This is a genomic window from Lysinibacillus fusiformis, assembly GCF_016925635.1.
GTDB lineage: Bacteria > Bacillota > Bacilli > Bacillales_A > Planococcaceae > Lysinibacillus > Lysinibacillus fusiformis_F.
Genome location: NZ_CP070490.1, coordinates 1883913 through 1907396, shown reverse-complemented (window position 1 = coordinate 1907396; position 23484 = coordinate 1883913). Strand labels below are relative to the sequence as shown.

20 protein-coding genes and 3 tRNA genes are annotated in these 23484 nt (G+C 37.9%); 4 read left to right on the top strand and 19 right to left on the bottom strand.

Annotated elements, in window-relative coordinates:
- Window positions 1-5: 5 nt before the first annotated feature.
- From JTI58_RS09445 to JTI58_RS09420, 6 genes are all read right to left on the bottom strand, one after another.
- Window positions 6-773, bottom strand: coding sequence for a type III pantothenate kinase (locus JTI58_RS09445; RefSeq protein WP_205446372.1), 768 nt, complete (start codon window positions 771-773; stop codon window positions 6-8).
- Between the two features lie 225 nt (window positions 774-998).
- Window positions 999-1832 (bottom strand): aldo/keto reductase, encoded by an 834-nt coding sequence (locus JTI58_RS09440; protein WP_205446371.1) that lies wholly within the window; start codon window positions 1830-1832, stop codon window positions 999-1001.
- A gap of 150 nt (window positions 1833-1982) precedes the next feature.
- Window positions 1983-4010, bottom strand: a complete 2028-nt coding sequence (ftsH, locus tag JTI58_RS09435) for an ATP-dependent zinc metalloprotease FtsH (protein ID WP_205446370.1) — start codon at window positions 4008-4010, stop codon at window positions 1983-1985.
- 277 nt (window positions 4011-4287) lie between these two features.
- Window positions 4288-4830, bottom strand: a complete 543-nt coding sequence (hpt, locus tag JTI58_RS09430) for a hypoxanthine phosphoribosyltransferase (protein WP_205446369.1) — start codon at window positions 4828-4830, stop codon at window positions 4288-4290.
- 67 nt (window positions 4831-4897) lie between these two features.
- The gene (tilS, locus tag JTI58_RS09425) at window positions 4898-6304 is read right to left on the bottom strand and encodes a tRNA lysidine(34) synthetase TilS (RefSeq protein WP_205446368.1); all 1407 of its coding nucleotides are present in this window, start codon (window positions 6302-6304) and stop codon (window positions 4898-4900) included.
- A 29-nt stretch (window positions 6305-6333) separates the two neighbouring features.
- Window positions 6334-8727, bottom strand: a complete 2394-nt coding sequence (locus JTI58_RS09420; RefSeq protein ID WP_205446367.1) for a SpoIIE family protein phosphatase — start codon at window positions 8725-8727, stop codon at window positions 6334-6336.
- Window positions 8728-9146: 419 nt separating this feature from the next.
- Between JTI58_RS09420 and JTI58_RS09415 the strand changes: the two genes are divergently transcribed.
- The 4 genes from JTI58_RS09415 to JTI58_RS09400 all read left to right on the top strand — a co-directional run bounded on the left by JTI58_RS09415 (window position 9147) and on the right by JTI58_RS09400 (window position 9790).
- A tRNA-Gly gene (locus tag JTI58_RS09415) sits at window positions 9147-9221 on the top strand.
- Between the two features lie 11 nt (window positions 9222-9232).
- Window positions 9233-9309, top strand: a tRNA-Met gene (locus tag JTI58_RS09410).
- Window positions 9310-9313: 4 nt separating this feature from the next.
- Window positions 9314-9385, top strand: a tRNA-Glu gene (locus JTI58_RS09405).
- Between the two features lie 153 nt (window positions 9386-9538).
- Entirely contained in the window at window positions 9539-9790 is a 252-nt protein-coding gene (locus JTI58_RS09400; RefSeq protein ID WP_205446366.1) for a hypothetical protein, read from the top strand.
- A gap of 86 nt (window positions 9791-9876) precedes the next feature.
- Here the strand turns inward: JTI58_RS09400 and JTI58_RS09395 are convergent, their stop codons facing one another.
- The 13 genes from JTI58_RS09395 to JTI58_RS09335 all read right to left on the bottom strand — a co-directional run bounded on the left by JTI58_RS09395 (window position 9877) and on the right by JTI58_RS09335 (window position 23458).
- Entirely contained in the window at window positions 9877-10305 is a 429-nt protein-coding gene (locus tag JTI58_RS09395; RefSeq protein WP_004229154.1) for a S1 domain-containing RNA-binding protein, read from the bottom strand.
- Window positions 10306-10439: 134 nt separating this feature from the next.
- Window positions 10440-10844 carry an FtsB family cell division protein gene (locus JTI58_RS09390; protein WP_131522611.1) on the bottom strand — a complete coding sequence of 135 codons (405 nt, stop codon included), beginning with the start codon at window positions 10842-10844 and terminating at the stop codon, window positions 10440-10442.
- A 17-nt stretch (window positions 10845-10861) separates the two neighbouring features.
- On the bottom strand, window positions 10862-11353 hold the full coding sequence (yabQ, locus tag JTI58_RS09385; RefSeq protein WP_205446365.1) for a spore cortex biosynthesis protein YabQ: 492 nt from the start codon (window positions 11351-11353) through the stop codon (window positions 10862-10864).
- Entirely contained in the window at window positions 11350-11649 is a 300-nt protein-coding gene (yabP, locus tag JTI58_RS09380) for a sporulation protein YabP (protein WP_004229167.1), read from the bottom strand. Before yabP ends, yabQ begins: the two co-directional genes overlap by 4 nt.
- A gap of 147 nt (window positions 11650-11796) precedes the next feature.
- Entirely contained in the window at window positions 11797-12087 is a 291-nt protein-coding gene (locus tag JTI58_RS09375) for an RNA-binding S4 domain-containing protein (protein WP_205446364.1), read from the bottom strand.
- Between the two features lie 4 nt (window positions 12088-12091).
- Entirely contained in the window at window positions 12092-13552 is a 1461-nt protein-coding gene (gene mazG, locus JTI58_RS09370) for a bifunctional methyltransferase/pyrophosphohydrolase YabN (protein WP_205446363.1), read from the bottom strand.
- 9 nt (window positions 13553-13561) lie between these two features.
- Window positions 13562-15184: a putative polysaccharide biosynthesis protein gene (locus tag JTI58_RS09365; RefSeq protein WP_205446362.1), complete on the bottom strand. Its 1623-nt coding sequence runs from the start codon at window positions 15182-15184 to the stop codon at window positions 13562-13564.
- Between the two features lie 158 nt (window positions 15185-15342).
- Window positions 15343-15879, bottom strand: coding sequence for a stage V sporulation protein T (spoVT, locus tag JTI58_RS09360; RefSeq protein WP_004229174.1), 537 nt, complete (start codon window positions 15877-15879; stop codon window positions 15343-15345).
- 307 nt (window positions 15880-16186) lie between these two features.
- The gene (mfd, locus tag JTI58_RS09355) at window positions 16187-19699 is read right to left on the bottom strand and encodes a transcription-repair coupling factor (RefSeq protein ID WP_205446361.1); all 3513 of its coding nucleotides are present in this window, start codon (window positions 19697-19699) and stop codon (window positions 16187-16189) included.
- A gap of 142 nt (window positions 19700-19841) precedes the next feature.
- Window positions 19842-20069, bottom strand: a complete 228-nt coding sequence (locus tag JTI58_RS09350; RefSeq protein WP_016993788.1) for an anti-sigma-F factor Fin — start codon at window positions 20067-20069, stop codon at window positions 19842-19844.
- Between the two features lie 241 nt (window positions 20070-20310).
- Window positions 20311-20877: an aminoacyl-tRNA hydrolase gene (gene pth / locus JTI58_RS09345; protein ID WP_205446360.1), complete on the bottom strand. Its 567-nt coding sequence runs from the start codon at window positions 20875-20877 to the stop codon at window positions 20311-20313.
- Between the two features lie 148 nt (window positions 20878-21025).
- Complete coding sequence (locus JTI58_RS09340) at window positions 21026-21616, bottom strand: 50S ribosomal protein L25/general stress protein Ctc (RefSeq protein ID WP_205446359.1); 591 nt, start codon at window positions 21614-21616, stop codon at window positions 21026-21028.
- A 268-nt stretch (window positions 21617-21884) separates the two neighbouring features.
- Window positions 21885-23458, bottom strand: a protein-coding gene (locus tag JTI58_RS09335) for an IS3 family transposase (protein ID WP_205446358.1) whose coding sequence is annotated in 2 segments (ribosomal slippage) — window positions 21885-22816 and window positions 22816-23458 — 1575 coding nt in all. Because the reading frame shifts where the segments join, the coding sequence is not laid out codon by codon here.
- Window positions 23459-23484 lie beyond the last annotated feature (26 nt).

Genomic DNA, 23484 nt, shown 5'->3' with positions numbered 1-23484 from the left:
ATTTCCTATTGGTTACGTTTATAGAGCTTATATAAACCCTTTAACGTTAAAAATGGATCTACAACTTCTATAATTTGTGTCTCCCCTGCGATTAGATTTGCTAAACCACCTGTAGCAATTACTAATGGCTCCTCTTTACTTTGTGCTTTCATACGATTAACAATGCCCTCTACTTGTCCAACAAAGCCATAAAAAATTCCTGCCTGCATAGCAGAAACGGTCGTTTTTCCCACTATATGTGTAGGTCGAACGATTTCAATACGCGGCAATCTTGCAGCCTGAGTATAAAGAGCCTCTGTAGAGATAGTGATGCCTGGCGCAATAGCACCACCCATATAATCGCCCTTTTCGTTCAAATAACAATAGGTTGTTGCTGTACCAAAATCAACTATGATACAAGGGGCCTTATATAAATCTAGAGCTGCTATGGCATTCACAATGCGGTCAGACCCAACCTCGCGAGGATTTTCGTATTTAATATTTAAACCCGTTTTCACACCTGGTCCGACTACTAAAGGCTTTTTTCGAAAATACTTCTGACACATCGCCTCTAACGAAAACATAATTGGTGGCACAACTGAGGATATAATAATGCCTGTTATTTGTTCAAATGAAATGCCTGCATGATTAAAAAATGAAAGAACTTGCATGGCATATTCATCTTCTGTTTTATGAAGGTCCGTCACCATACGCCAATGGAAGGCTAATTGATCGTTGTCATCATAGACACCTAATACAATATTCGAATTCCCTGCATCTAAAACTAAAATCAAGGCTGACACCTCCCATATCGTCATTGTAACTTTCGCAATCCTCATGTTACAACATTCTATCTAACTGAAATGAAGTTAAAACACTTTAGAAAATGATACCATACTTTTTATCTTCATTCAGCAGATGTTGTTTGTACCGTAGGCGAAGTGTCAGCTACAGGCTGGAGAAGATTTTTCATGCTTTCTTTAAAAAGAGGCCCCTAAAATTGGCAGCCTCTCTTGAAATCATTTGAAATTAAATTTTTCTGGATCTGGACCACAACGCAAGCCATCGTTCATTGCATCCAACTGTGTCATTTCCTGCTCAGTTAACACAAAGTCAAAAACATCTAGGTTTTCAGTCATACGTGCAGGTGTCATCGTTTTTGGAATCGTGACAACATTATGTTGCACATCATAGCGTAACACAATCTGTGCAGGCGTTTTACCGTATTTAGAGGCTAGCTCTTGAATCAACGCTTCTTCCAGTAGAGATCCATTCATCAATGGAGACCATGCCTCCACCTGTATGCCCTTATCCTGGCAATAAGCACGAACTTCCTCCTGTGTTAAATGTGGATGGAATTCAATTTGATTAATAACAGGGACAACAGTCGTTTCCTTCAAAAGGCTTTCCAAATGGTGTACATGGAAATTACTAACACCAATTGAGCGTACTCGACCATCTTGATAAATCTTTTCTAGCGCTTTGTAAACCTCAAGATAATTTTGGTCTATGCCTGGCCAATGTACTAAATATAAATCCAAATAGTCTAATCCTATTTTCTCCAAACTGCTATCATATGCGGCAAGTGTTTCTTCATAGGAAAGTCCATCGTTCCAAACTTTTGATGTGATAAATAGTTCTTCACGAGTTACTAAGCCTTCTTCAATGGCTGCTCGTATTCCTCGCCCAACACTTTCTTCGTTACGATATACTTGTGCTGTATCAATACTACGATAACCTTTTGCAATCGCTGTTTTTACTGCTTCAGCTAGGTCATCTCCTTCAGGTACTCGAAAAACACCATAACCAACCAAAGGCATTTTAAGACCATTATTCAATGCAACATTTCCCATGTTTAAACACTCCTATCTGTTTTAGCTCACAAATACCACATCTATCCTAAATGCAGCTTGTCTTTTTTACTACTATATCCTAATGCTTATTAGCAAGAAAAGGCAAAGAAAAAGACTGCTTACTGAACTAGTAAACAGCCTTCCCTATTTTTAATCACGTTTTTCATCGATACCCTTAGGTGCATCATTTGGTTCTTTACGTTCTTTTGCTAGATCCAAAGTTGTTGGCTTTGGCTCTTTACTTAGTAGCTCTTTTTCAACAACAGGTTCACCAATTGTATCTAATGTTGGCTTTGCTTCAATCTTTGGAGTATTGTCCTCAATTTGTTCTACAGCCTCTGGTTCTGGTAATACACCATGATCACGTAAATGCTCAATTTCTTGTGCATTTAATGTTTCTTTTTTCATTAGCGTATTGGCAATTAAATCAAGCAGATGGCGTTTTTCCGTTAGGATACGTTTAGTACGCTCATACTGTGTATCAATAATTTTTTGCATTTCTTTATCAATTTCATAGGCTACTGAATCAGAATAGTTTTGGTCAGAATTAAAGTCACGGCCAAGGAATACATTACCGCCTTGACTTGAGCCAAATTGCATTGCTCCAAGATTCTCACTCATTCCGTATTCAGTAACCATAGCACGGGCAATGCTCGTAACCTTTTGGAAATCGTTATGAGCTCCTGTAGAAACTTCACCAAGAACAATTTCTTCAGCTACACGACCACCAAGAAGACCTGCAATACGATCTAAAAGCTCTTGCTTTGTAGTAAAGAAGCGCTCTTCCTTCGGTAACATAATCGCATATCCACCCGCTTGCCCACGAGGAACAATTGTTACTTTGTGTACTGTATCAGCCTCATCTAGTTCAAGACCAACAACTACGTGGCCAGCTTCATGGAAGGATACCAGTTTCTTCTCTTTGGCTGAATATACGCGACTAGCTTTTGCAGGACCAGCGATTACTCGGTCTGATGCCTCATCGATATCTGTCATATTAATAGTGCGTTTACTTTTTCGAGCTGCTACAAGCGCCGCTTCGTTTAGTAAGTTTTCTAAGTCCGCACCTGAGAAACCTGGCGTACGTTGAGCAACTGCTGCTAAATCAACTGTATCTGCTAAAGGCTTATTGCGTGCATGTACTTTAAGAATTGCCTCACGTCCTTTTACATCAGGATGCCCTACTGTAATTTGACGGTCAAAACGACCTGGACGTAATAATGCTTTATCTAAAATATCTGGGCGGTTTGTTGCGGCAATGATAATAATCCCTTCATTGGCACCGAAACCATCCATTTCAACTAATAATTGGTTTAATGTTTGTTCGCGCTCATCATGGCCTCCACCGAGACCAGCACCACGTTGACGACCTACTGCATCAATCTCATCGATAAAGATGATACATGGAGCATTTTTCTTAGCATTTTCAAATAGATCTCGAACACGTGAAGCCCCAACACCGACAAACATTTCTACGAAGTCAGAACCTGAGATAGAGAAGAATGGAACGCCTGCTTCACCTGCTACTGCTCGTGCAAGTAATGTTTTACCTGTACCTGGAGGACCTACAAGTAAGATACCCTTTGGAATACGGGCACCGATTTCAGTGAATTTGCGGTGGTCTTTTAAGAATTCTACCACCTCAACAAGCTCTGCTTTCTCTTCATCAGCACCTGCTACATCTGTAAAACGTACTTTTTTCTTTTGATCATCATACAGTTTAGCCTTACTTTTACCAAAGCTCATCACTTTATTACCGCCACCTTGAGATTGGCTCATTAGGAAGAAGAATAAGAAAATGATGATAATGAAAGGAATAATTCCTGTAAAGAATTGAATCCATCCACTAGTTTCTGGTGCTGCTAAAAAACTAATATTACTATTTTTATCCTTAGCAGCCTCATCGATGCGGTCCATTAAAGATTGGTTTTCACGAGGGATGTTTGTAGTAAAGCTTTCCCCTTTTTCATACCCCTTCAGTGTTCCTTCAACGACGTAAACTGATTTATCAGGTTGAATTGTAGCACTTGTTATTTCTTTCTTATCTAGAGCTTCTTGAAACTCATGATAAGTTAATTCTTTCGTTGGTGAATTCCCACCATTGAAAGTACCAAAAATACCGATAATCACTAGGAAAATCAGTAGATAGAATATGGTATATCGAAATATTCGATTCATCTCCAGCCTCCTCATTACAAACAGAAAAATTATAAGTAAAATCTTAACATATCATGATTTCATCATACAACGAAAAGCCCTACTTAAAAAATGTTTCGTTCACTTATTGCCGTTATCACAACAGTTTTTAGGCCATCTTTATATGTCCCAGCGTAATTGTACCTGTTCCTCGGGCTCGATATAGCTGAACATTGTGTCAAGATTTTGAATTATGTTAAACATAACAAAAAATACATGACTTGCGCTGGAGACCTTTACTTGTTATAGCTTTTGTATCTTAGAAAGAATATACCTCAGGCTTCAAAATACCGATATAAGGTAAGTTACGATATTTCTCAGCGTAATCTAAGCCATATCCTACAACAAAGCCATCTGGCACTTTAAAACCAACATAGTCAGCAGATAAATTCACTTTTCGACCTGATGGTTTATCAAGTAATGTAACAATTTTAATGGACTTTGCTTTACGGTATTTAAATAAATCTACTAGATAGCTTAAAGTTAAACCACTATCAATAATGTCCTCGATAATTAATACGTCACGTCCCTCAACGCTTGTATTCAAATCCTTTAAAATCTTTACTTCACCTGATGACACGGTAGCATTACCATAGCTAGAGACATCCATGAAATCCAGTTCGATGAAAGAATCGAAACGTTTCATTAGGTCCGTCATAAATGGCATTGCCCCTTTAAGAACGCCAACAGCTAATGGAAATGCATCTTTGTATTCCTCTGTTAATTGCGCGCCTAAGTCTGCAATTCTTTCTTGCAATTGTTCTTCTGTAATCATAATTTTTTCGATGTCGTTTTGTAACATATCGATTCCTCCTCGTGATGTATCAAAAAATCTTCAACCTATTACGTTGAAATATTTTACAAAGACCTTAGTCTACGATGAGCACTGTATCATCGTTTGGTTGCGGAGTGGTTGAAAAAAATATTCCCATACGCACACCAATTACCGCTACCACCTCATCAGATTGAGAAATCAGTAACGGCCAGCTATTTCGCTCATTTAAAGGAATCTTTTCATCTATAAAAAGGCGAGATAAGCGTTTTGGCTGATCCATTCCTTTTAACAGCATTCTATCTCCATCCCTGCGTGCCCGAACATAGAGCGGTAGGTGGAGTTTGCTAGCGTTAAAATAAAAAAGTTGTGCAGTATCCGTCAGCAATTCAGACGATAAATCATGCAAATTGACTACGCGTAAGCGCTCACCATTTGTCAGTGTTGTCCAGCCATTAGCAGTCGAAATAACCTGGTTTTCAGGAGAAGCTCGGCCTTCTAACGGCTCATTTTTCTGAATCGTTAATTTCCCATAACGGCGAACTGCTAGAAAATCTTCAGGTAAGTGAATTTCAGCATACCCTGCTGTTGTATCACAAAGCTTTAAAATTGAAGTCAATAAGGCATAACTTTGTATCGTATTTGAATCTTTGTAAAGATAGTTTAATAGTATTAAAATGAGCCTCCTTTGTAAAGCAAGTGGTACCAATTGAAAAGCCTCAATTTCCATGCTATATGTATTTTCGTTACTTCTTATGATAATTTGGGAAAATACATCTTGGGCCAATGCCATTAAAAAGGTATCGTCTTCTTGCAATTGCTTTGTGAAATGGGTCACCTGTTCAGTCACTCGCGGATTTTCTGCCTCCAGTAATGGTACCACATGATGTCTAAAACGATTGCGTACATAGGTATCTTTGGAATTGCTTGCATCTTCTCGATAATCCAAACCTTTTCTAAGTAAATATTCCCCTATTTCAGACTTTGTAACCGTTAAAAACGGACGAATTAATGATTTTCCTTCAAAAAGTCTTTGTGGACGTATGCCTTGCATACTATTCATTGTTGCATTTTTTGTAAGGGCCATTAATACTGATTCCAGTTGGTCATCCGCATGATGTGCAGTTACAAGCTTATTAGCATTTGTTTTTTGCAAAACTTCTTTGAAATATCGATACCTTTCCCTACGACAAATTAACTGTGTATTACCGTTTTCCTGTGCCATAATTGCTGGTATTGGAATTTCCGTAGCATGTAAGTAAACACCATTATCGTCACAATATTTTTGAACAAAAGCTCTATCCTCAGCAGAGGCTTCTCCTCTCAACATATGATCAACATGTACAGCCTCCACCTGAATGTTCCACTGCTCCTGTGTTTGAACAAAGTAATGAAGTAAAGCCATAGAGTCTACCCCACCCGAAACGGCGATGAGAAGATGGTCGCCTTGCTGTAATAATTGCTCTTCTTCAATAAATGTTTTGACCTTTAATTCAAATGACAAACGCTTCTCCTCCCCTTTTCGTTGTTATTTTATGATGATTTACTCATAGAATACTGAGCTGGCCTAAAAACAGCCCATGTCGGTACAACATGCGTCACTTCTAACATTAATACTGTACAGTCATCTTCTATTTCAAAATGACCTTGGAATGATTGCATAATGGTTGTTAGCTTTTCTTGAATGGTTTTATTTGTACTTGCTACCTGCTGTGCGAAAGCTAAAAATGTCTCCTCTTGTTCATCCCAATCAGCTACACTTGAGAACAGGCCGTCTGAATGCATTAAAATAACGTCTCCTGCCTTTAGCTTTCTTTTTTCAGCTTCAACTGTTGAAATAGATAGGAATCCTACAGGTGCTGCATTACTTTCAACTTTCAGTACCTCTTTACCACGCAAAATGTAGGTTGACATTCCACCAGCCTTCCACGACCACAAATCGCCGTGCTGTAAATCGACAAGTGCAAAATCAAGAGTTGCATACATATCATCTTGTTGCTTTAATGCCATGACATAATGGAGCGTATGCATCGCAGTTTCTGGATTCATATTGTAATTTAGACACTCTCGCATCAAATGGATCAATTTTCTACTTTCATGTTGTGCTTCTTTACTTTGCCCCATACCATCAGACAGCAAAATTGCAAATAATCCAGGATGCAATTGGAAAAGGGCATGAGAATCACCCGAGTATAATGTTGCATCTTTAGACATGCTATATATATCATACTCTACTTCAAAGCTAATAGCTGATCTAAAGCATATTTGAACATGACGAAACGGTATTTCACAGGCTACTACTTTTTCAATTTCAAAAGGTTCATCAAAAATTTCATAAAGAATCGGCAGAATCATACGTTCAGCTAATGTCGTATCTTTCTCCCAATTGACACGTGCTGGTGCTAAGGCACAAACAATCTTTCTTGCTCCTGGCTTATTGCTTAGGACATCAAGTTGAAAACATTCAATATTGGCCTCCTTTAAGCGTTCAACAATGTCCTTTTCAACACTTACAAAAGAAATTGTATCCTCCTTCATCTCAGCAATTAACTGATTCAAATGATTACTCATATCTCGAAGTTGTAAGGCAATCATTTTTTTACCATGGAAATATTGCCCGTTAATGCGTTCTCTATAGAGCTCTGTATCTAATTCCTCAAAAATTTTCGTGGATTTCACGCATTTATAGCGTATTTGTTCTTCTACACGATGAATAGCTGATTCCTTTCCTACTCCTTTCATATGAAACCAATCTGTCATCAGCTTGTCCATACCATTATTTTGCGCTCCCCAGCAATGATCGTAACGGAAACAACTTAAGCAAGTATTCATTGGCGCTACTTCCTTTGCAGCTTCTACTGGTGCCGTCATAAAGCGATCAAACACAAGCTCCTTCATGAATTGCACAAAATGCTGAAAGTGCTCTAATTTATACGTTACATGTTCCGTTAACCAATTCTGTCGGGCTAGTAAAATCTCCTCTCGTTGTGGAAAGAGCTTGTCCCTTACCTTATCTGAATATTTCTTTGGAATTGTTAGAAATAGAATACTCCCAATGGCAATTGAGGTGAAATAAACACTATCTAAAGGCAATGTGGCGTCATAAAATAGAAAAAATACACTCGGTAAAATACTACCGATAGCAACGCCAAATCTACCACCCTTCGCGCCCATACCCGCACACAATCCTGTTAAGGTAGCAACCGAGAGCATACCCGTAAACGAAAGCTTGGCCACACCGATAAGAGTCCCTAGTACTGCTCCAATAACAGTTGCTAACGGAACACTTCCAACCAATGCACCAAAACAGATAAAGAGCTGCAGTAAAAAAATAGGGAGTGAAAAATAGCTAATTACAACTGCTTGCATCCCGGTAAGCATGGCTGCAAAGACGACTAATCCTGAACCTAGCTTTTCATATGTCCAATGCGTCGTAAACCATTCATACGAGTTAACAAATAGTACCTGCATAAACAATGTCATAATAAGAGCTAAAGCTGCTTCACAGCCCACATAAAATTGTACAAGCACTGGTGGTAAGCCTTGATACATCACTCCTTGCCACATTATTTGTACCAGTAATACAGCTAAAGACACCGCAATACTTTGGGGCAGTTGCCAGTAACGGAAACGCATAATACATTCATACAGGATGATTTGTAAAGCGAGAATAAGGACTTGTCCAAAGCCCAGGAAAAAGCAACCCGCTAAACTCCCAAATAAAACAAATTTGGCATACTCCCTATATTTCGTTCGGATAATGGCCCAAAAAGGAACTGAGAACGGTACAGCCGCTTCAAATACAACAGATTGAGCCAAGAAAAAGGCTGTTAAAAAAAAGAGAGAGCCTATTAGGATCTGCTTCTTTTTCAAACCTATTTTTTGGTCATCTACATTCGTTGTATTATACCATTCAATACTTGTCATTTAACTATCCCCTTTCCGCACTTTTGGTTATTATAAAAAATTATGTGTGGAAAGATTGTCTGACGTTGACATAAAAAAATATAAATATTTCGACTAATAGCTATTCATAAATACGAGAATTGGCAACAATTTCTTTAGTAAAGGGCTGTTAATCAAAAGAAATATTGAAAAATCTATTTATTGAAGCAAAATAATAATCACTTACTATTGGTCTTAAACCCTAATTTGAAGGGATTTTGCGTACTATTAGTGCCTTTATTCAGCTATTCCCCACGATACATTTCTACGTAAGAACTAAAAATCCGCTAAAATATCCTGCTATGTTCATTCTCCTGAAATATCTTTAAATATTTTTTAATAAACCTACTTGACACTAGCACGATTGGCTTGTATTATTTAACTTGTTGCTTAAACGACATGCGGAAGTAGTTCAGTGGTAGAACACCACCTTGCCAAGGTGGGGGTCGCGAGTTCGAACCTCGTCTTCCGCTCCATTTATAAATTTGGCGGCCTAGCTCAGCTGGCTAGAGCGTACGGTTCATACCCGTAAGGTCGGGGGTTCGATCCCCTCGGCCGCCACCATATAGGCCCGTTGGTCAAGTGGTTAAGACACCGCCCTTTCACGGCGGTAACACGGGTTCGAATCCCGTACGGGTCATCTCAAATAGGCATCTCAGAATCTAGTTCTGAGATGCCTATTTTTATTTTACCCATCAGATAATTCTATCCGTCAGCTCAACTAAAGCTATGTGACGGAGTATAAAAATATGGCATACTAGTAAAAAGAGTGTTTTTAGGAGGTTTAATTCCCTTGAGTGCATTAACAAAGGCTGCTTTAATTTGCGGAAGTGGCTCAATGATTATTCTTATTTCAATTCTAATAAACTTACCGTTTTTTGTTCAAATAATCCTATTGCTTTGTGGGCTAGCTGTGAGTGTATATGGTGTTTCTTTACTTGTCAAAATGGTAATCCATCCAGTGAAGAAAGAATCCATAGGCCCTTCAGATGAGAAAATGATAACACCCACAAAAAAGAAAAAGAGACCTTCTTCTACTTTGTAGGTACATTAAAAAAGGGAGTAGCTTTTTAAAAAGCTACTCCCAACTCTATTTCATACACTTTTTCTACGATTAAAACAGTCAGCAAACTACCCTCTTCTAGCTCCGCGACCTCCGCGTTTTGATTCTGTAGCACGTTTAAGTGTTGCTAGACGTTCATCACTATCTTTTAAGAAGCGTGCCATTTTTTGCTCAAAATTTTCTTTTGGCTGGTGGCGTTCGTTGCGATCATTAGAACGATTATCACGACGTGGGCGTGCTGGACGCTCTGGTCTCTCAGCTTGAGGCTTTGCTTTACGGATTGAAAGACCAATCTTTCCGTCCGCTTCAACATTCATCACTTTTACTTCAACTTCATCTCCAACTTTTAGATGCTCATTGATATCTTTTACATAATTGTCAGCAACTTCACTAATGTGAACTAAGCCTGTTTTGCCATCTGGCAGCTCAACGAATGCTCCAAAATTTGTGATTCCTGTTACTTTACCTTGTACCTTGCTGCCTACTTCAATTGACATAAAAAAAATGCTCCTCCTTAAAAATTAAGCGACTCTTTTGAGCCATGTAATCAATTTAATCAAACTTTTTACTGCAATAAGCTTCTCTTTTCATTATATATAACAATAAAAGAGTGTCAACAATACATAGCTTTTCAGTCGTCTTTTTTATCTTCCTTATCTGGAATTATGAAAATAATCTCACCTTTTTCCGATAAGTAGTACTCTTTTCTTAATAGCTTTGCGATATATTCATCATCCTGTAATTGTTTGATTTTAAGATTTAATGTATCTTGTTCTTCTTTCAATTCAGTGAGATGCTGATTCGCTTCTTCCTTGGATTTCTCTTTTGCTGCTAATGTTTCATTTTGATGTGACAGCACATTTAAGAGAAGAGCAATAATAATGACTGGTACAATCGCAAAAAAGACAATACGACGCATTTTACGTTTTCGAGCCTGTTGTTTGCGATTTATAGCTCTATCCGTGTTACGGACATAGTCATTATCAAGCTTCGTGAAGTTTTGTGATTCATCATTTGATGAATGACGTCTAGTCATGCCCGCACCTCCGAAAATTATTGTTGCTTTTTATTATACTTCAAATATCGTAATTTTTTTAAAAAAGTGTAGGACAAATACGAATAAATTTTGACAAAAGGTCTTATAACAAACATAACAATATTTATGAATAATTGCAAAATTTGTCGAATAACAGTAACTATGAAGCGTACAATGAACCAGAAGGGTCTCCATGTTATATTCACCAAAATTCTAGCAACGAAACGTAAAAAGGTTTGAAAAAACGTTTGATACAAAAAAATTCCGGCTATTTGCGCTAGCGGGTCATAAGCCCGCCAAGCGCCATCTTTTAGCCAAAATAATAAATAGTATGTCAATCCTCCAAGTAGAATCCATGCTATTAACTCAACAACCATCATCCACTTTCGAAGGCTTGACCTTTTTGGAGTTGAAAAAACAATGAGCCTTATACTATCAATTATGAAACCAACTGCTATACCGCTCAAAACCATGACAATTAATTGGTAAAATTGTTCACTGACAATCATCCAAATAACTTATGAAGGAAACCTTTCGAGAAGCCACTTTCCTCCTCGTCATACTGTAAGGTTTTTACAGTTCCTTCAAGCGTCAATAATCCTTTGTCAACATCTAAATGAACGATATGCAGTTCCTCTCCACGGATTAACAAGTGCCCTTGGGACGTCTTAATGAAAAACTCTTCCTGATCAAAGCGTTCAATTGATTTTACAGAAGTCATGTCCATTCTTTTACGATTACGAATCGTTAAAATATGCTCTCCAGATGGAATTGTGTAACGATTACTTTCTTGATGTAGCGTCATTTTTTTCCTCCTTTAGTCGTCCTAGCTTCTGTTCACTTTATGCGGACAACCTTCAAAGCATGACAACTTTATTTAAGTTGTATAATACTTTCACCCACAAAAAGAAAGGTGGGACAACATTAGGAGGGCTAGAATTTAAATTTAGCTTTATTCCTCATCATCAATAAATTCAGGCTCAATCTTATCCAGTCGTTCTTCTTTCAAAATGGTAAACATTTTTGCTGCATCTTCTTTTTTCACAGTATCACGTAATTCTTCTACACGTGCTGTTACTATTTTTTGACCGAAACGGATTGCAAGCTCATCACCTGCTTTTACTGAACTGCTTGCTTTTGCAATCTTTTCATTGATTGTGATACGGCCCTGATCTGCCACTTCTTTGGCTAAAGTGCGGCGCTTTATTAAACGGGATACTTTTAAAAACTTATCTAATCTCATATTCTTACTCCTTTTCTAGTTGCTTTGCTTCATTCCAAAATGCATCTAATTGTTCTAATGTAAAATCGGAAAATGGTTTTCCACTTGCCTTTACCTGTTGCTCAACATAGCCGAAACGCCTTGCAAATTTCTCATTTGCATGTAGCATAGCTTCTTCTGGTGACAATTTATAGAAACGCGCTAAGTTTACTAGCGTGAACAGCACATCACCAAATTCATCAAGACGAGATGCATTAGAGCCTTTCGTCACCTCATGGCGAAATTCCTGCCACTCCTCGGCAAATTTATCCCATGCTCCCTCCACATCTGGCCAGTCAAAGCCCACTTTTGCAGCTCTTTTTTGATAGTTATAGGCTGTTTGTAACGCAGATGATGCTCTATACTCTTCATCTAATAACGCTTTATCGCTAGTTCCCTTTTCTTCAGCCTTGATGGCCTCCCAATTAGCCACAACACTATCTGCATCTTCTACTGTAACATCCCCAAAAACGTGAGGATGGCGACGAATCATTTTTTCACTGATTGAAGCTAACACATCTTCAAGTGTAAAGTAGCCTTGATCTTCTCCTATTTGTGCATGTAAAAATACTTGTAACAACACATCTCCTAGTTCCTCAATCATTGCAAAATCATCTTCAGCATCTACCGCAGCCAAGTATTCATGTGCTTCTTCAAGTAAGTATTTTTTTAACGAATCATGTGTTTGCTTTTGATCCCAAGGACAACCATTCGGACCTCTCAGCGTTGCAATGATTTGGCGGAATGTTGTCCAATCTCTTAATGACTCCTCCTGTGATTTCACAGGTGGTACATAGACCGTTGTTAAATTATTTACTTCTACACTCTGATCGAGTTCATAGAGTGGCACTGTGACAATCTGTTCTTGTGAAGATCCTGCAGCTGTCACAACCGTCACAGGATATTCATCATCGTATTTCTCCATCAACGTCAGCTTCACTTCTGATGCACTGAATGTATCGTATACTTGAGCAATTAAGATATGCTGACGCATGTTAATGTCATGCATTGAAAAGCTGGTACCATCAAGTAATTGAAAGCCTTCAATTGGATCAATTTTTAATGCGCCAAAAATTGGATCTAAGAAACTCTGACCACCCTCAATGACTAGCTCAATTTTCCCTTCATTTGCTGCTGCAATAAGCAATTGCACTGTTTGCTCTGCAACTAATGGGTGGCCAGGCACAGCATACATAATATCCTCAACAGCTGTAGCCTCCATAAGGGAATCAGCTATTTCCTCATAAACAGGTTGGAATGTATCGTGTTTTTCGTATACATTGTCAAAGCTTTCGAATTCTACACCCTCTGCTGCTAATTCCTCTAAAACCGGATGATCCACTGTACGTACATATAATTTGTTTGCAGTCTTTAATTTTTTATAAACACCCATTTGCAGCTGATTAAAGTCCCCTGCACCTAAGCCAATAATTGTTAATGTATTCAATATCCACACCTACTTCTTTGAATTTAGCCAAAGTTGGTAAACAGCCATTCTACGTCCAAACGGCAATAAATACCACTCTTTTTCTACTAATACTCGTTTCTTGGCAATGATTGTAAGCATAACAAACGCCCCAATAGATACTGCCGTCAAGCCCGCCACCATAGCTATCATTCGTGAAGACATCAGATGGTTTAAAAAGACCGACACTAGCTGTAACCATACAAGCACGACGATTGCCATACTGAAAGATGCCATCCCTACTTTTTTATAAAAAGCGCCTGTGGCTAATTGGATGCCAGTCAATGTTTTTAAATAAATAATCAGCAAGATTGCTGTTAATAATAATCCTATATCATTAGCGATGGCAGCGCCTAGTACACCTAACCAACCGATTAATCGTACATTTAAAATCATTTTTAATAGAAAACCTAATATTAAAAATAAAGCTGGTTTTTTTAATTTTCCATAGCCTTGTAAGATTGCTGTAAATGTAAGAATAATCGACAATGGGACGATTTGGAATACATAGACAATCAATACCTCGGATAAGGAATTGGTTTTAAAAAGCATTTCATTTAAATAAGGCATAACTAGCATTAAGCCTAGTGCAGCAGACCAGCCGAACAGTACGGATGCTTTGTATGTTAATTGTATAAATGGAACTGCACTTCGTCCCTCTTGTTTTTTCGACAAATGGGCAACAAGTGGCACAATGGCCAGCGACAATGAGGATGCAATGACAACACCTAATTGAACTAACGGTTGTCCTCGATCATAAATCCCCTTCGTTTCCTTCGCTATTGTAGGAGTCATGCCATGATCAACTAATGATGAATAGATCGTAAATGAATCGACTAACTGATAACCGAGTAGTAGTAGACCGCTCATACTGACACTCAAACTCAGCCATGTGACCTCTTTAATGATAGGCAAACTTGGATTACGATGTAGATATTGTTTAACTTGCAGTAAACCAAAACGTTTATACGAGATATAAACAAGTAATAACAAGGCCGTAATTTCTCCAATTACTGTACCGATAACAGCCATTCTTCCCGCACCATAAAGTGATTTTGTAGTTGTCATAATAATAAAGGTCCCCGTCAAAATAACAGTTACTCTCACTGCTTGTTCAAGTACTTGAGCATAAGCAATGGGCTCCATAATTCCTCTTGATTGAAAGCTACCTTTCAAAATAGCCAGCGCCGGCATAACCAATACTACAAGGGAGCCTGTGCGAATCAATGGTGCCAATTGAATGTCTCCCATCAACTGGGCGATCTTTTCAGCACCTCCAAATAAAACAGCAAAAAACAGTAGTGATAGTACCGTCAAATACCTGAAAACAACCCGCATAATAGTGCTACGTCTTTCATCACGTTCTATTGTATCAACAATGCAATCATTGTCTGCAAGCATTTTAGAAATGGCTACAGCAAAGCCACTAGAAGTCCAAACAACGAAGATTGATATAACTGGATATACCTGTTGATAGATATAAAAGCCTTCATCACCAACTAGATTTTGAAAAGGCACACGATAAATGGCACTAAGAACTTTTACAATAAGGGCCGCTATCGTCAATAAGGCAGCACCCTTCATGTAGCTTTTCATACCAAAACGTTGCGACATAAATTGCCCTCTTTCCTTCTTAACAATGCCAATAGTATAGCATATCTCAAAAGTTTGACGCTTCAAGTAGCACTACTGTTCCTATAATGATCAATCTTTATGTACGCAAAAAAGTTATTGTTCAGCCTTAAAGGTCTTCGCAATAACTTTTCCATGCATCAACTATTCATTTGTTTAGCTAAGAAGTTTGCAGCGGTTTCCACTACTTTGACTTCTACCTCACCCACAAAATGTACTTTAGACAATACGATAATACAGCCGATCGGATCACCATTCACCATTATAGGTGTCGCACAATATGACTTTACTTGCTCATATTGCCCAGGAACAATTTCAATCGTTGTCTCCATTTTTTCAATTTTTGTAGAGCGCTCGTCCATAAAACTTTCCGCAAAGGACGTAATGCGACGATTAATATATTCCTTTTTCCCAATCCCTGCAACAGCGATTACTTCATCACGGTCAGTGACAAACGCCGGTGTGCCCATTGTTTCATAAAGTGTTTCAACATATTCTCTTGCAAATTCCCCCAAATCATTGATGGGAGAATATTTTTTTAAAATGACTTCGCCTTCTCGGTCCGTATAAATTTCAAGCGGGTCGCCTTCACGAATACGTAGCGTCCTACGAATTTCTTTTGGAATAACTACACGCCCTAAATCATCAATACGACGAACAATTCCTGTTGCCTTCATTCTAATGCCTCGCTTTCGCTACAATGAAATTTTTATTCAACTATAGTATGGTTTTTATTTAAGCAATCTATGCAAAAACTGAAGAAAAAGGATTTCACAACCAACAATTTTTTTCAAAAAAGCAGTATTACATCAATCAACTCCTTATTAGATTACCCAAGGAATAAGTTTCTATAATTAATTCATAAAAAATATTGGAAAAAATCAATTATTCCTCCGCTCAATGTGTTCCAGATGTTGTTTACTGAATCAACATAAAAAAAGGCCATCTTATCTTTTACAGTAAAAGATAAGATTAGCCTTTTGACTATTGCTGCTTTTTTGCTTTATCAATAATTTGCATTAGTTCTTCCAACATATCAAAGGGTTGATATTTCCCACTCTTGCGTTCATCTATTGTTAATTTTAATTGCATGCCATCCATACCAAAACCAACAGCACGCTCAAACTTCATCGACTCTTCAATAATCTTACTGCCATCGACATTTGTTGTCCCTTGTTCCGACAATAGTATTGTAATAAGTTTTTGCTTCTCCTTTACAGATACTACTCCCGCATCTAAGCCCCAAACTTTCATTCTTGCTATTCGAAGTAAACGCTCTGTTTCAATTGGAAGATCGCCAAATCGATCCTCTAATTCCTCCATGATTTCGTCATACTCCTCCACCTGATCCATGGCCTTAATTCGTTTATACATTTGGATTTTTTGATATCCATCTGGAATATAGACGTCTGGAATATACGCATCAATACTCAGCAAAATTTCAATATCTGGCTTTTCTTCTTTTTTCACGCCTGTTTGACGTTCAGCAATGGCATCCTGAAGCATTTGAGAATATAAATCAAAGCCGACTGAATCAATAAAGCCATGTTGCTGGGCTCCAAGTAAGTTTCCTGCTCCTCGAATAGATAAATCTCGCATCGCAATTTTAAAGCCTGAGCCAAGCTCTGTAAATTCTTTAATTGCCTGCAAACGTTGCTCCGCTACATCTGTCAAAACTTTGTCGCGTTGGTACATAAAATACGCATAGGCTACTCTGTTAGAACGTCCAACGCGCCCACGTAATTGGTAGAGCTGGGCTAAGCCCATGCGATCAGCATCATGGACAATTAATGTATTTACATTTGGTATATCGACACCTGTCTCGATAATCGTTGTTGTGACAAGCACATCATAGTCACCCTCTAAAAAGGCTAAAATCACTGATTCTAGCTCTGATTCTGTCATTTTTCCATGAGCAAAGCCTATACGTGCTTCTGGGACGAGCACTTGAATCTCCTCAACCCTTCGAGCCATATCTTCAACACGGTTATATAAATAAAACACTTGTCCGCCACGTGCCATTTCTCTCTCAATAGCTTCTCGCACTAATGCACCACTGTGTTCCATCACATATGTTTGAACCGGGAAACGATTAGCAGGAGGCGTTTCAATAACAGATAAATCTCGGACCCCTACCATTGACATATGAAGTGTCCTCGGGATTGGTGTAGCCGTTAAAGTTAAGACATCGACATTTGTCTTTAACTGCTTAATTTTTTCCTTATGTGTCACACCAAAACGTTGCTCTTCATCCACAATTAACAGACCAAGGTCTTGGAAAATTAAATCTTTGGATAAAATGCGGTGTGTTCCAATAACTATATCGACTCGGCCTTCTTTTAATCCTTTTAATGTGGCTGTTTGCTCCTTTTTCGTACGGAAGCGAGATAACACTCCAACATTAATAGCAAAATCCTGAAAGCGCTCACGAATAGTCTCATAATGTTGCTGGGCTAAGATGGTTGTAGGGACAAGGAATGCCACTTGTTTACCATCTTGAATAGCCTTAAATGCGGCACGAATGGCTACCTCTGTTTTACCATAGCCTACATCACCACATACTAAACGGTCCATAGGGCGTTCACGTTCCATATCTCGTTTTACTTCAACAATTGAACGTAGCTGATCCTCTGTTTCCTCATAGGGGAACATCGCCTCAAAATTACGTTGATCATCATTATCAGGTGTAAAAGCATGCCCTTTCTCTGCTTCACGCTTTGCATACAGCTTTATTAAATCATCTGCAATATCCTGTACAGCAGAAGATACCTTCGCTTTAGCCTTTTTCCACTCAGCTCCACCTAATTTATGTAGCTTTGGTTCACGATCCTCTGACGCCACATATTTTTGGATTAAATCTATTTGCTCTACAGGTACATATAATTTATCGTCTGCACGATATCGTATATGCAAGTAATCCTTATGTGTACCATTGACCTCTAATGTTTCTACACCAATATATTTACCAATCCCATGATGAACATGTACAACATAATCACCTGGCTTAATTTCCGTATAACTTTTAATACGTTCAGCATTGGTCATTTTTTGTGTACGTGCTTTTTTCTTTACCTGCTGTTTAAAGAGCTCATCTTCTGTCACAATTGCTAAACGCTGTAGAGGTAATTCAAAGCCACTCGACAAGCCACCATCTATAATATAAATACCAGGTTCTGTTGGTTCACCTAATGACGTATGAATATCGTATTCTTCAAGCATTTGCTGCACTTTTTTCACTCGTTCTTTATCTCTTGCCACGATTAGAACGGTAAATTTACCAAGTAACCAGCGTTCAACCTCACTTTGAAGCAAGGACATTTGACCATGAAATTGCTGCATAGGCTTGCAGGAAAAATTCGTCGTTTTATTAAACGTAATCCCCGCAAATGTTCGCGAAAATAATGAAAATGAAAGCTTTTGTTGTGACAACATCGCCTGTATTTCTTTTAATGAGAAGGCAGGTTTGACATCATGAACCATTTTTCCTTCTTCAATTAAAGATAAAAACCATTCATCTTCTTCGCGTTCCCACGCATCCATTACCTCTTGAATACGTCCAAGTTCGTCAAAAAGGACAATACCATCATGTTCAAAATAATCTCCCAAATAGGCTGTTTTATCATATAATAATGAGCCATATTTGTTTACGTAATCAGGTAGATTGCCTTGCTGTAACAATTCAATATCATATTGAATATGCTGATACAGGAGTTCCTTTGTCTCCTGCTTTTTTACCTTCTTTAGACTTGCTGCTAACGCCACTTCTAGACGGCCTGCTAATGCCTGTCTTTCTGATTTAGTAAGAATAACCTCAGAAGCAGGAAGAATACGAATTTTTTGTAATTTATCAATAGAACGTTGGTCATCTGCTGAGAATGTTCGAATGGAATCAACCTCTGTATCAAATAATTCTATACGAATAGGTGCTTCCAAATAAGGTGGATAAATATCTAAAATACCCCCACGCAACGCAAACTCTCCAGGTGACGTCACCATCGAATTTCGTACATAGCCCATCTCAACTAATGTTTGTAACCACATATCAATTTCAATATCATCGCCTACGGCTGTTTGTAAAAAATAGTGTAGCCAGTGTTCCTTAGGCTGCATTATTTTACGTAAACCAGCCACAGGTATTACATAGACAGCTTTCTCACCTCTAGCTAAGCAATCAAGCGTCGCGATTCGCTCCGCGCGAAGTTCTGGTGAAGCTACAGAAAGATCGGCTGCAATAAATTCATCAGCTGGGTAATAATGAACATGTTCTTCCCCTAACAATCCAGCAAGCTCATCGACCATTTTTTGTGCCTGCAGTAGATTAGGAGAGACAATGTAGATTGGCTTCTTTACATATTCAAATAACACATCGACCATTACGGGGCGTGCGCTTCCTGTTAAACCTGTAATAAGCTGTGACGCAGTTTGACCGCTCTGAACTTCCTTTAAAAATGATGTAATATGTTTATCCTGCGACACAAGCTGTCGTAAAACCTCCACAGTCAAAAGCTCCTTTCAGCATAAAATTCTATATTTTTATTTCTATCATTCTAGTGCTATTTTACATATTTCTATTAATGGCTAATTTATAAAATGGAAAAAGCCTTGAACACACATATAGTGTGTCAAAGCATCCTTCCAATTATTGAATCCATTTATTGAGTGCGTGATAATCTGGATATTGTCTCAGCGAATCCTCACATTGCTCACAAATGCAGTGCACAGTCGTTTGACCATGTTGATCTTTCTCAACATAATCATCCGCTTCTCCCAATTCGAAAATATGCAACTTTCGAATTGTATCATCTGCATCAAATGGTAGTGTCCCTATTTCTACTTCACAATGCCGACATCGATAGCGAACTGACATCTCCAAATCATCCTCCTTTAAGCAACTTTCTACTTAAAGTATAGACATTTATAAAAAGGATTATGCACTTTTCACTGTCATCATCATTGCAATAACTTGAAAATTAGAGAATTAATTTTTACTTGTAGCGAAGACTATTCACTACAAGCATTAGCTGTAATGATAGTGTAAGGCATTTGATCGCTCACCTTACACCATGCCAATTATCCAAAAACTTTAACAGAAATTTCATTACTTCCATCTATTTGCTTGCGTTAAAGTGATTCATCACATCAAGAAACGGCTTTGAAAGAGATGCTTCAACAGCATTTACTGACTTTACAATAGCGTCTTGCATAAGAACTTGGTCTTCCTTCGAAAATTTCGCTAATACATAGTCTGCTACCTTCATGCCCGCTGGCGGACGATTAATTCCAACTCGAATACGATTAAATTCCTGAGTACCTAAATGTTGAATTAACGATTTAATGCCGTTATGGCCACCTGCACTTCCTTTTTGTCGCAGACGTAATTTACCTGTTTCTAAATCCAAGTCATCATAAATAACAATTAAATCTTCTACCTCAATATCAAAATAATCCATTAGGGGTCCAACACATTCCCCTGATAAATTCATATATGTTAAAGGTTTAACAAGTAGAACCTTTCCTTCTGGTCGATGTACAGTAGTGTACATTCCGTTAAATTTTGAATTTGTTAAAGGCGCCCCCCATTTTTCTGCTAAAGCATCAATTACATCAAAGCCAATATTATGTCTTGTATGTTCATACGGTTTACCTGGGTTTCCTAAACCAACGATAATTTTCATAAGTACCTCGCTTCTTTCAAATCTAATAGTCATTATTTTACCATATAGCACACCTAGAAAGCATTTTGTACAATTGTTAAAGGGCATAAAAAAATAAGGCTAATAAGAAAGCTATAGCCTCCTTATTAGCCTTAACTGTTATTTACTTTTATACTGGCTCTTCTTCACTATCTGTCGTCTCTTCCTCTACAGAAACAGGCGCCACAATAGTTACTAACATATAATCATCTTCACTAATAATTTCAACAGATGTAGCATCTCGAATATCTGCTACTGTTAGCGATTCCCCAATTTTCAATGATGAGATATCCACATCCATTGATTCGGGTAACTCTGCTGGTTTTACTTTTACTTTTACTTCTAAGTTAGGCTGCATTAAAATACCGCCCTCACTCACACCAACTGACTGTCCAAGTAATTTTATTGGGACATCCGCTTCTAGCTCCTCGGCCATATTAATGGCTAAAAAATCAATATGATTTACTTCATCTTTCAATGAACATTGCTGTATCTCTGACACAACAGCATTCACTTTTTTCCCCTCTAACTCTAGTGAAAACACACTGTTTTGCCCATTTTTTTGAATGGATTTTTTAAAATCCTTTGCAGCAATAGAAATTGGGGTTGAATCTACTTTGTAGCCGTAAATAACTGCAGGAATGGCTCCCCCTTTTCTAAGTTGGGTTATTGTTGAACGATGCCCAGTTTCGCGCTTTGTAACACTTAATACTGTACTCATACTTCTTTATTCCCCTTCCAAGAAAATTATTTACGCCTCAACAATAATTCGTTGTAGGCTATGATAATATTTAGCTCTATTTTTTTAAGGTAGAGTAAATATTATTAAGACACATTTTTATTATACCCCTTTGTGAGAAGATTCACACAAAAAACACTCATCTATTTCTTTCCCTTGATGAAATAGTGTCCAATTTATATAGAAAAGACCAATCTACTCAAATGAACTGCACCCCGTCAAGTAGACAGTGGAAATAATAAAAAATGTATTAAGCGGCTTGAGTCCTGAATTCTAACGGACTCAAGCCGTTTAATCGTTTCTGATAACGATAGTAATTATAAAAATGAATATACTCATCAATCGCTAGTTTTAACTCTTCATATGAATCGTACTTATGTAAATAATACTTCTCACACTTCAATGTGCCCCAAAATGATTCAATTGGTCCGTTATCAATACATCGACCAACACGGGACATACTCTGTGTCATATTGGCTGTATCCACAATTCGCTTAAATTCCTTCGATGTATATTGAAAACCTCGATCACTATGTATTAATGGCTGCTCGCCTGATTGTAATGATTGAATAGCTGATTTGATTGTTTTGAAAACAAGGGAATTATTATTCGAATGACCTAACACATAACTCACAATTGAACCATCATATAAATCGATAATTGCACTTAAATAAGCTTTTTTCCCGTTTCCATACTTAAACTCTGTGACATCTGTACACCATTTTTCATTGGGCTTTTTCGATGAAAATGCTCGATTTAATACGTTCTCCGCCACATGATGTGCTGGGGATTTACGATAAGGCTTGCGCTTTCTACGAATAACAGACTTCAATCCACTAATCTGCATTAAACGATAAATACGCTTTTCGTTAACCATCGCTTGATTATCTTCTTTTCGCTGACAATTGATCGTCAATGTTATACGACGATAGCCGTAAATACCATCTACTTGTTGGTAAAGGAGATGAATGTCCTTTAAAATGGCTTCATTTTCAACTTCTCTGTTAGAAGGCTTGCGACTTAGCCACTTATAGTAAGCTGCACGCGAAACACCAGCTATTTCACATAGTAAAAGAATCGAAAGTTCTTCCTCTCGATGTAATTCTTGAATCGCTAAATAGCGTCGCTGTAGACGTATTTGGCTTAACGATGCCTCCTTTCGATTTCCTCTAACTTTTTTAAAAATAAATTTTCTGCACGTAAACGTTCATTTTCACGTTCAATACGTTGAATCTCTAATTTCAATTTCTCCTCAACGGTTAATTCGACTTCATCTTTTGTGCGACCACGACGATCACGTAATCCCTCTTCACCGTTCGTTTCAAATTTCTTCGTCCATTGATATACCTGTTGATACGAAACACTATAGGTGTGCGCTGCCAACTGATAATTTTTCTCGTGCTTCAAACAGTACTCGACAATCTCAATACGTTCTTCAAAAGTTGTCTTTCTTCCTTCGGTCATAGCTTGACTCATTCCTTTACCTGAATCTTTTATTTCACTATGACTAGTATACTTTTTTACCCAGCTTTTTAAAACGGAGGTACTGCTAATCTCGTATTTCGCCAACACCTCCATCTGTGAATAATTTCGTTGAATGTAGTCCTCCACAGCCGCTAATTTTAACTCTTTTGAATAGAACTTACATGAAGTCGCTTCTTGTAATCCTTCACGTCCACCTGCCTCAAATTTCATTTTCCATCTATGAAAAGTTTGATGATCTAATGAAAATCTTTCACACAATTCATTTATAGAATAGTGACCTTCTTCGAACAATTGAAGGATATGTAGTTTCAACTCGAGTGAATGTTTGCTTCGCCCCATAAAAATACTCCCCTTAAATAAACAGA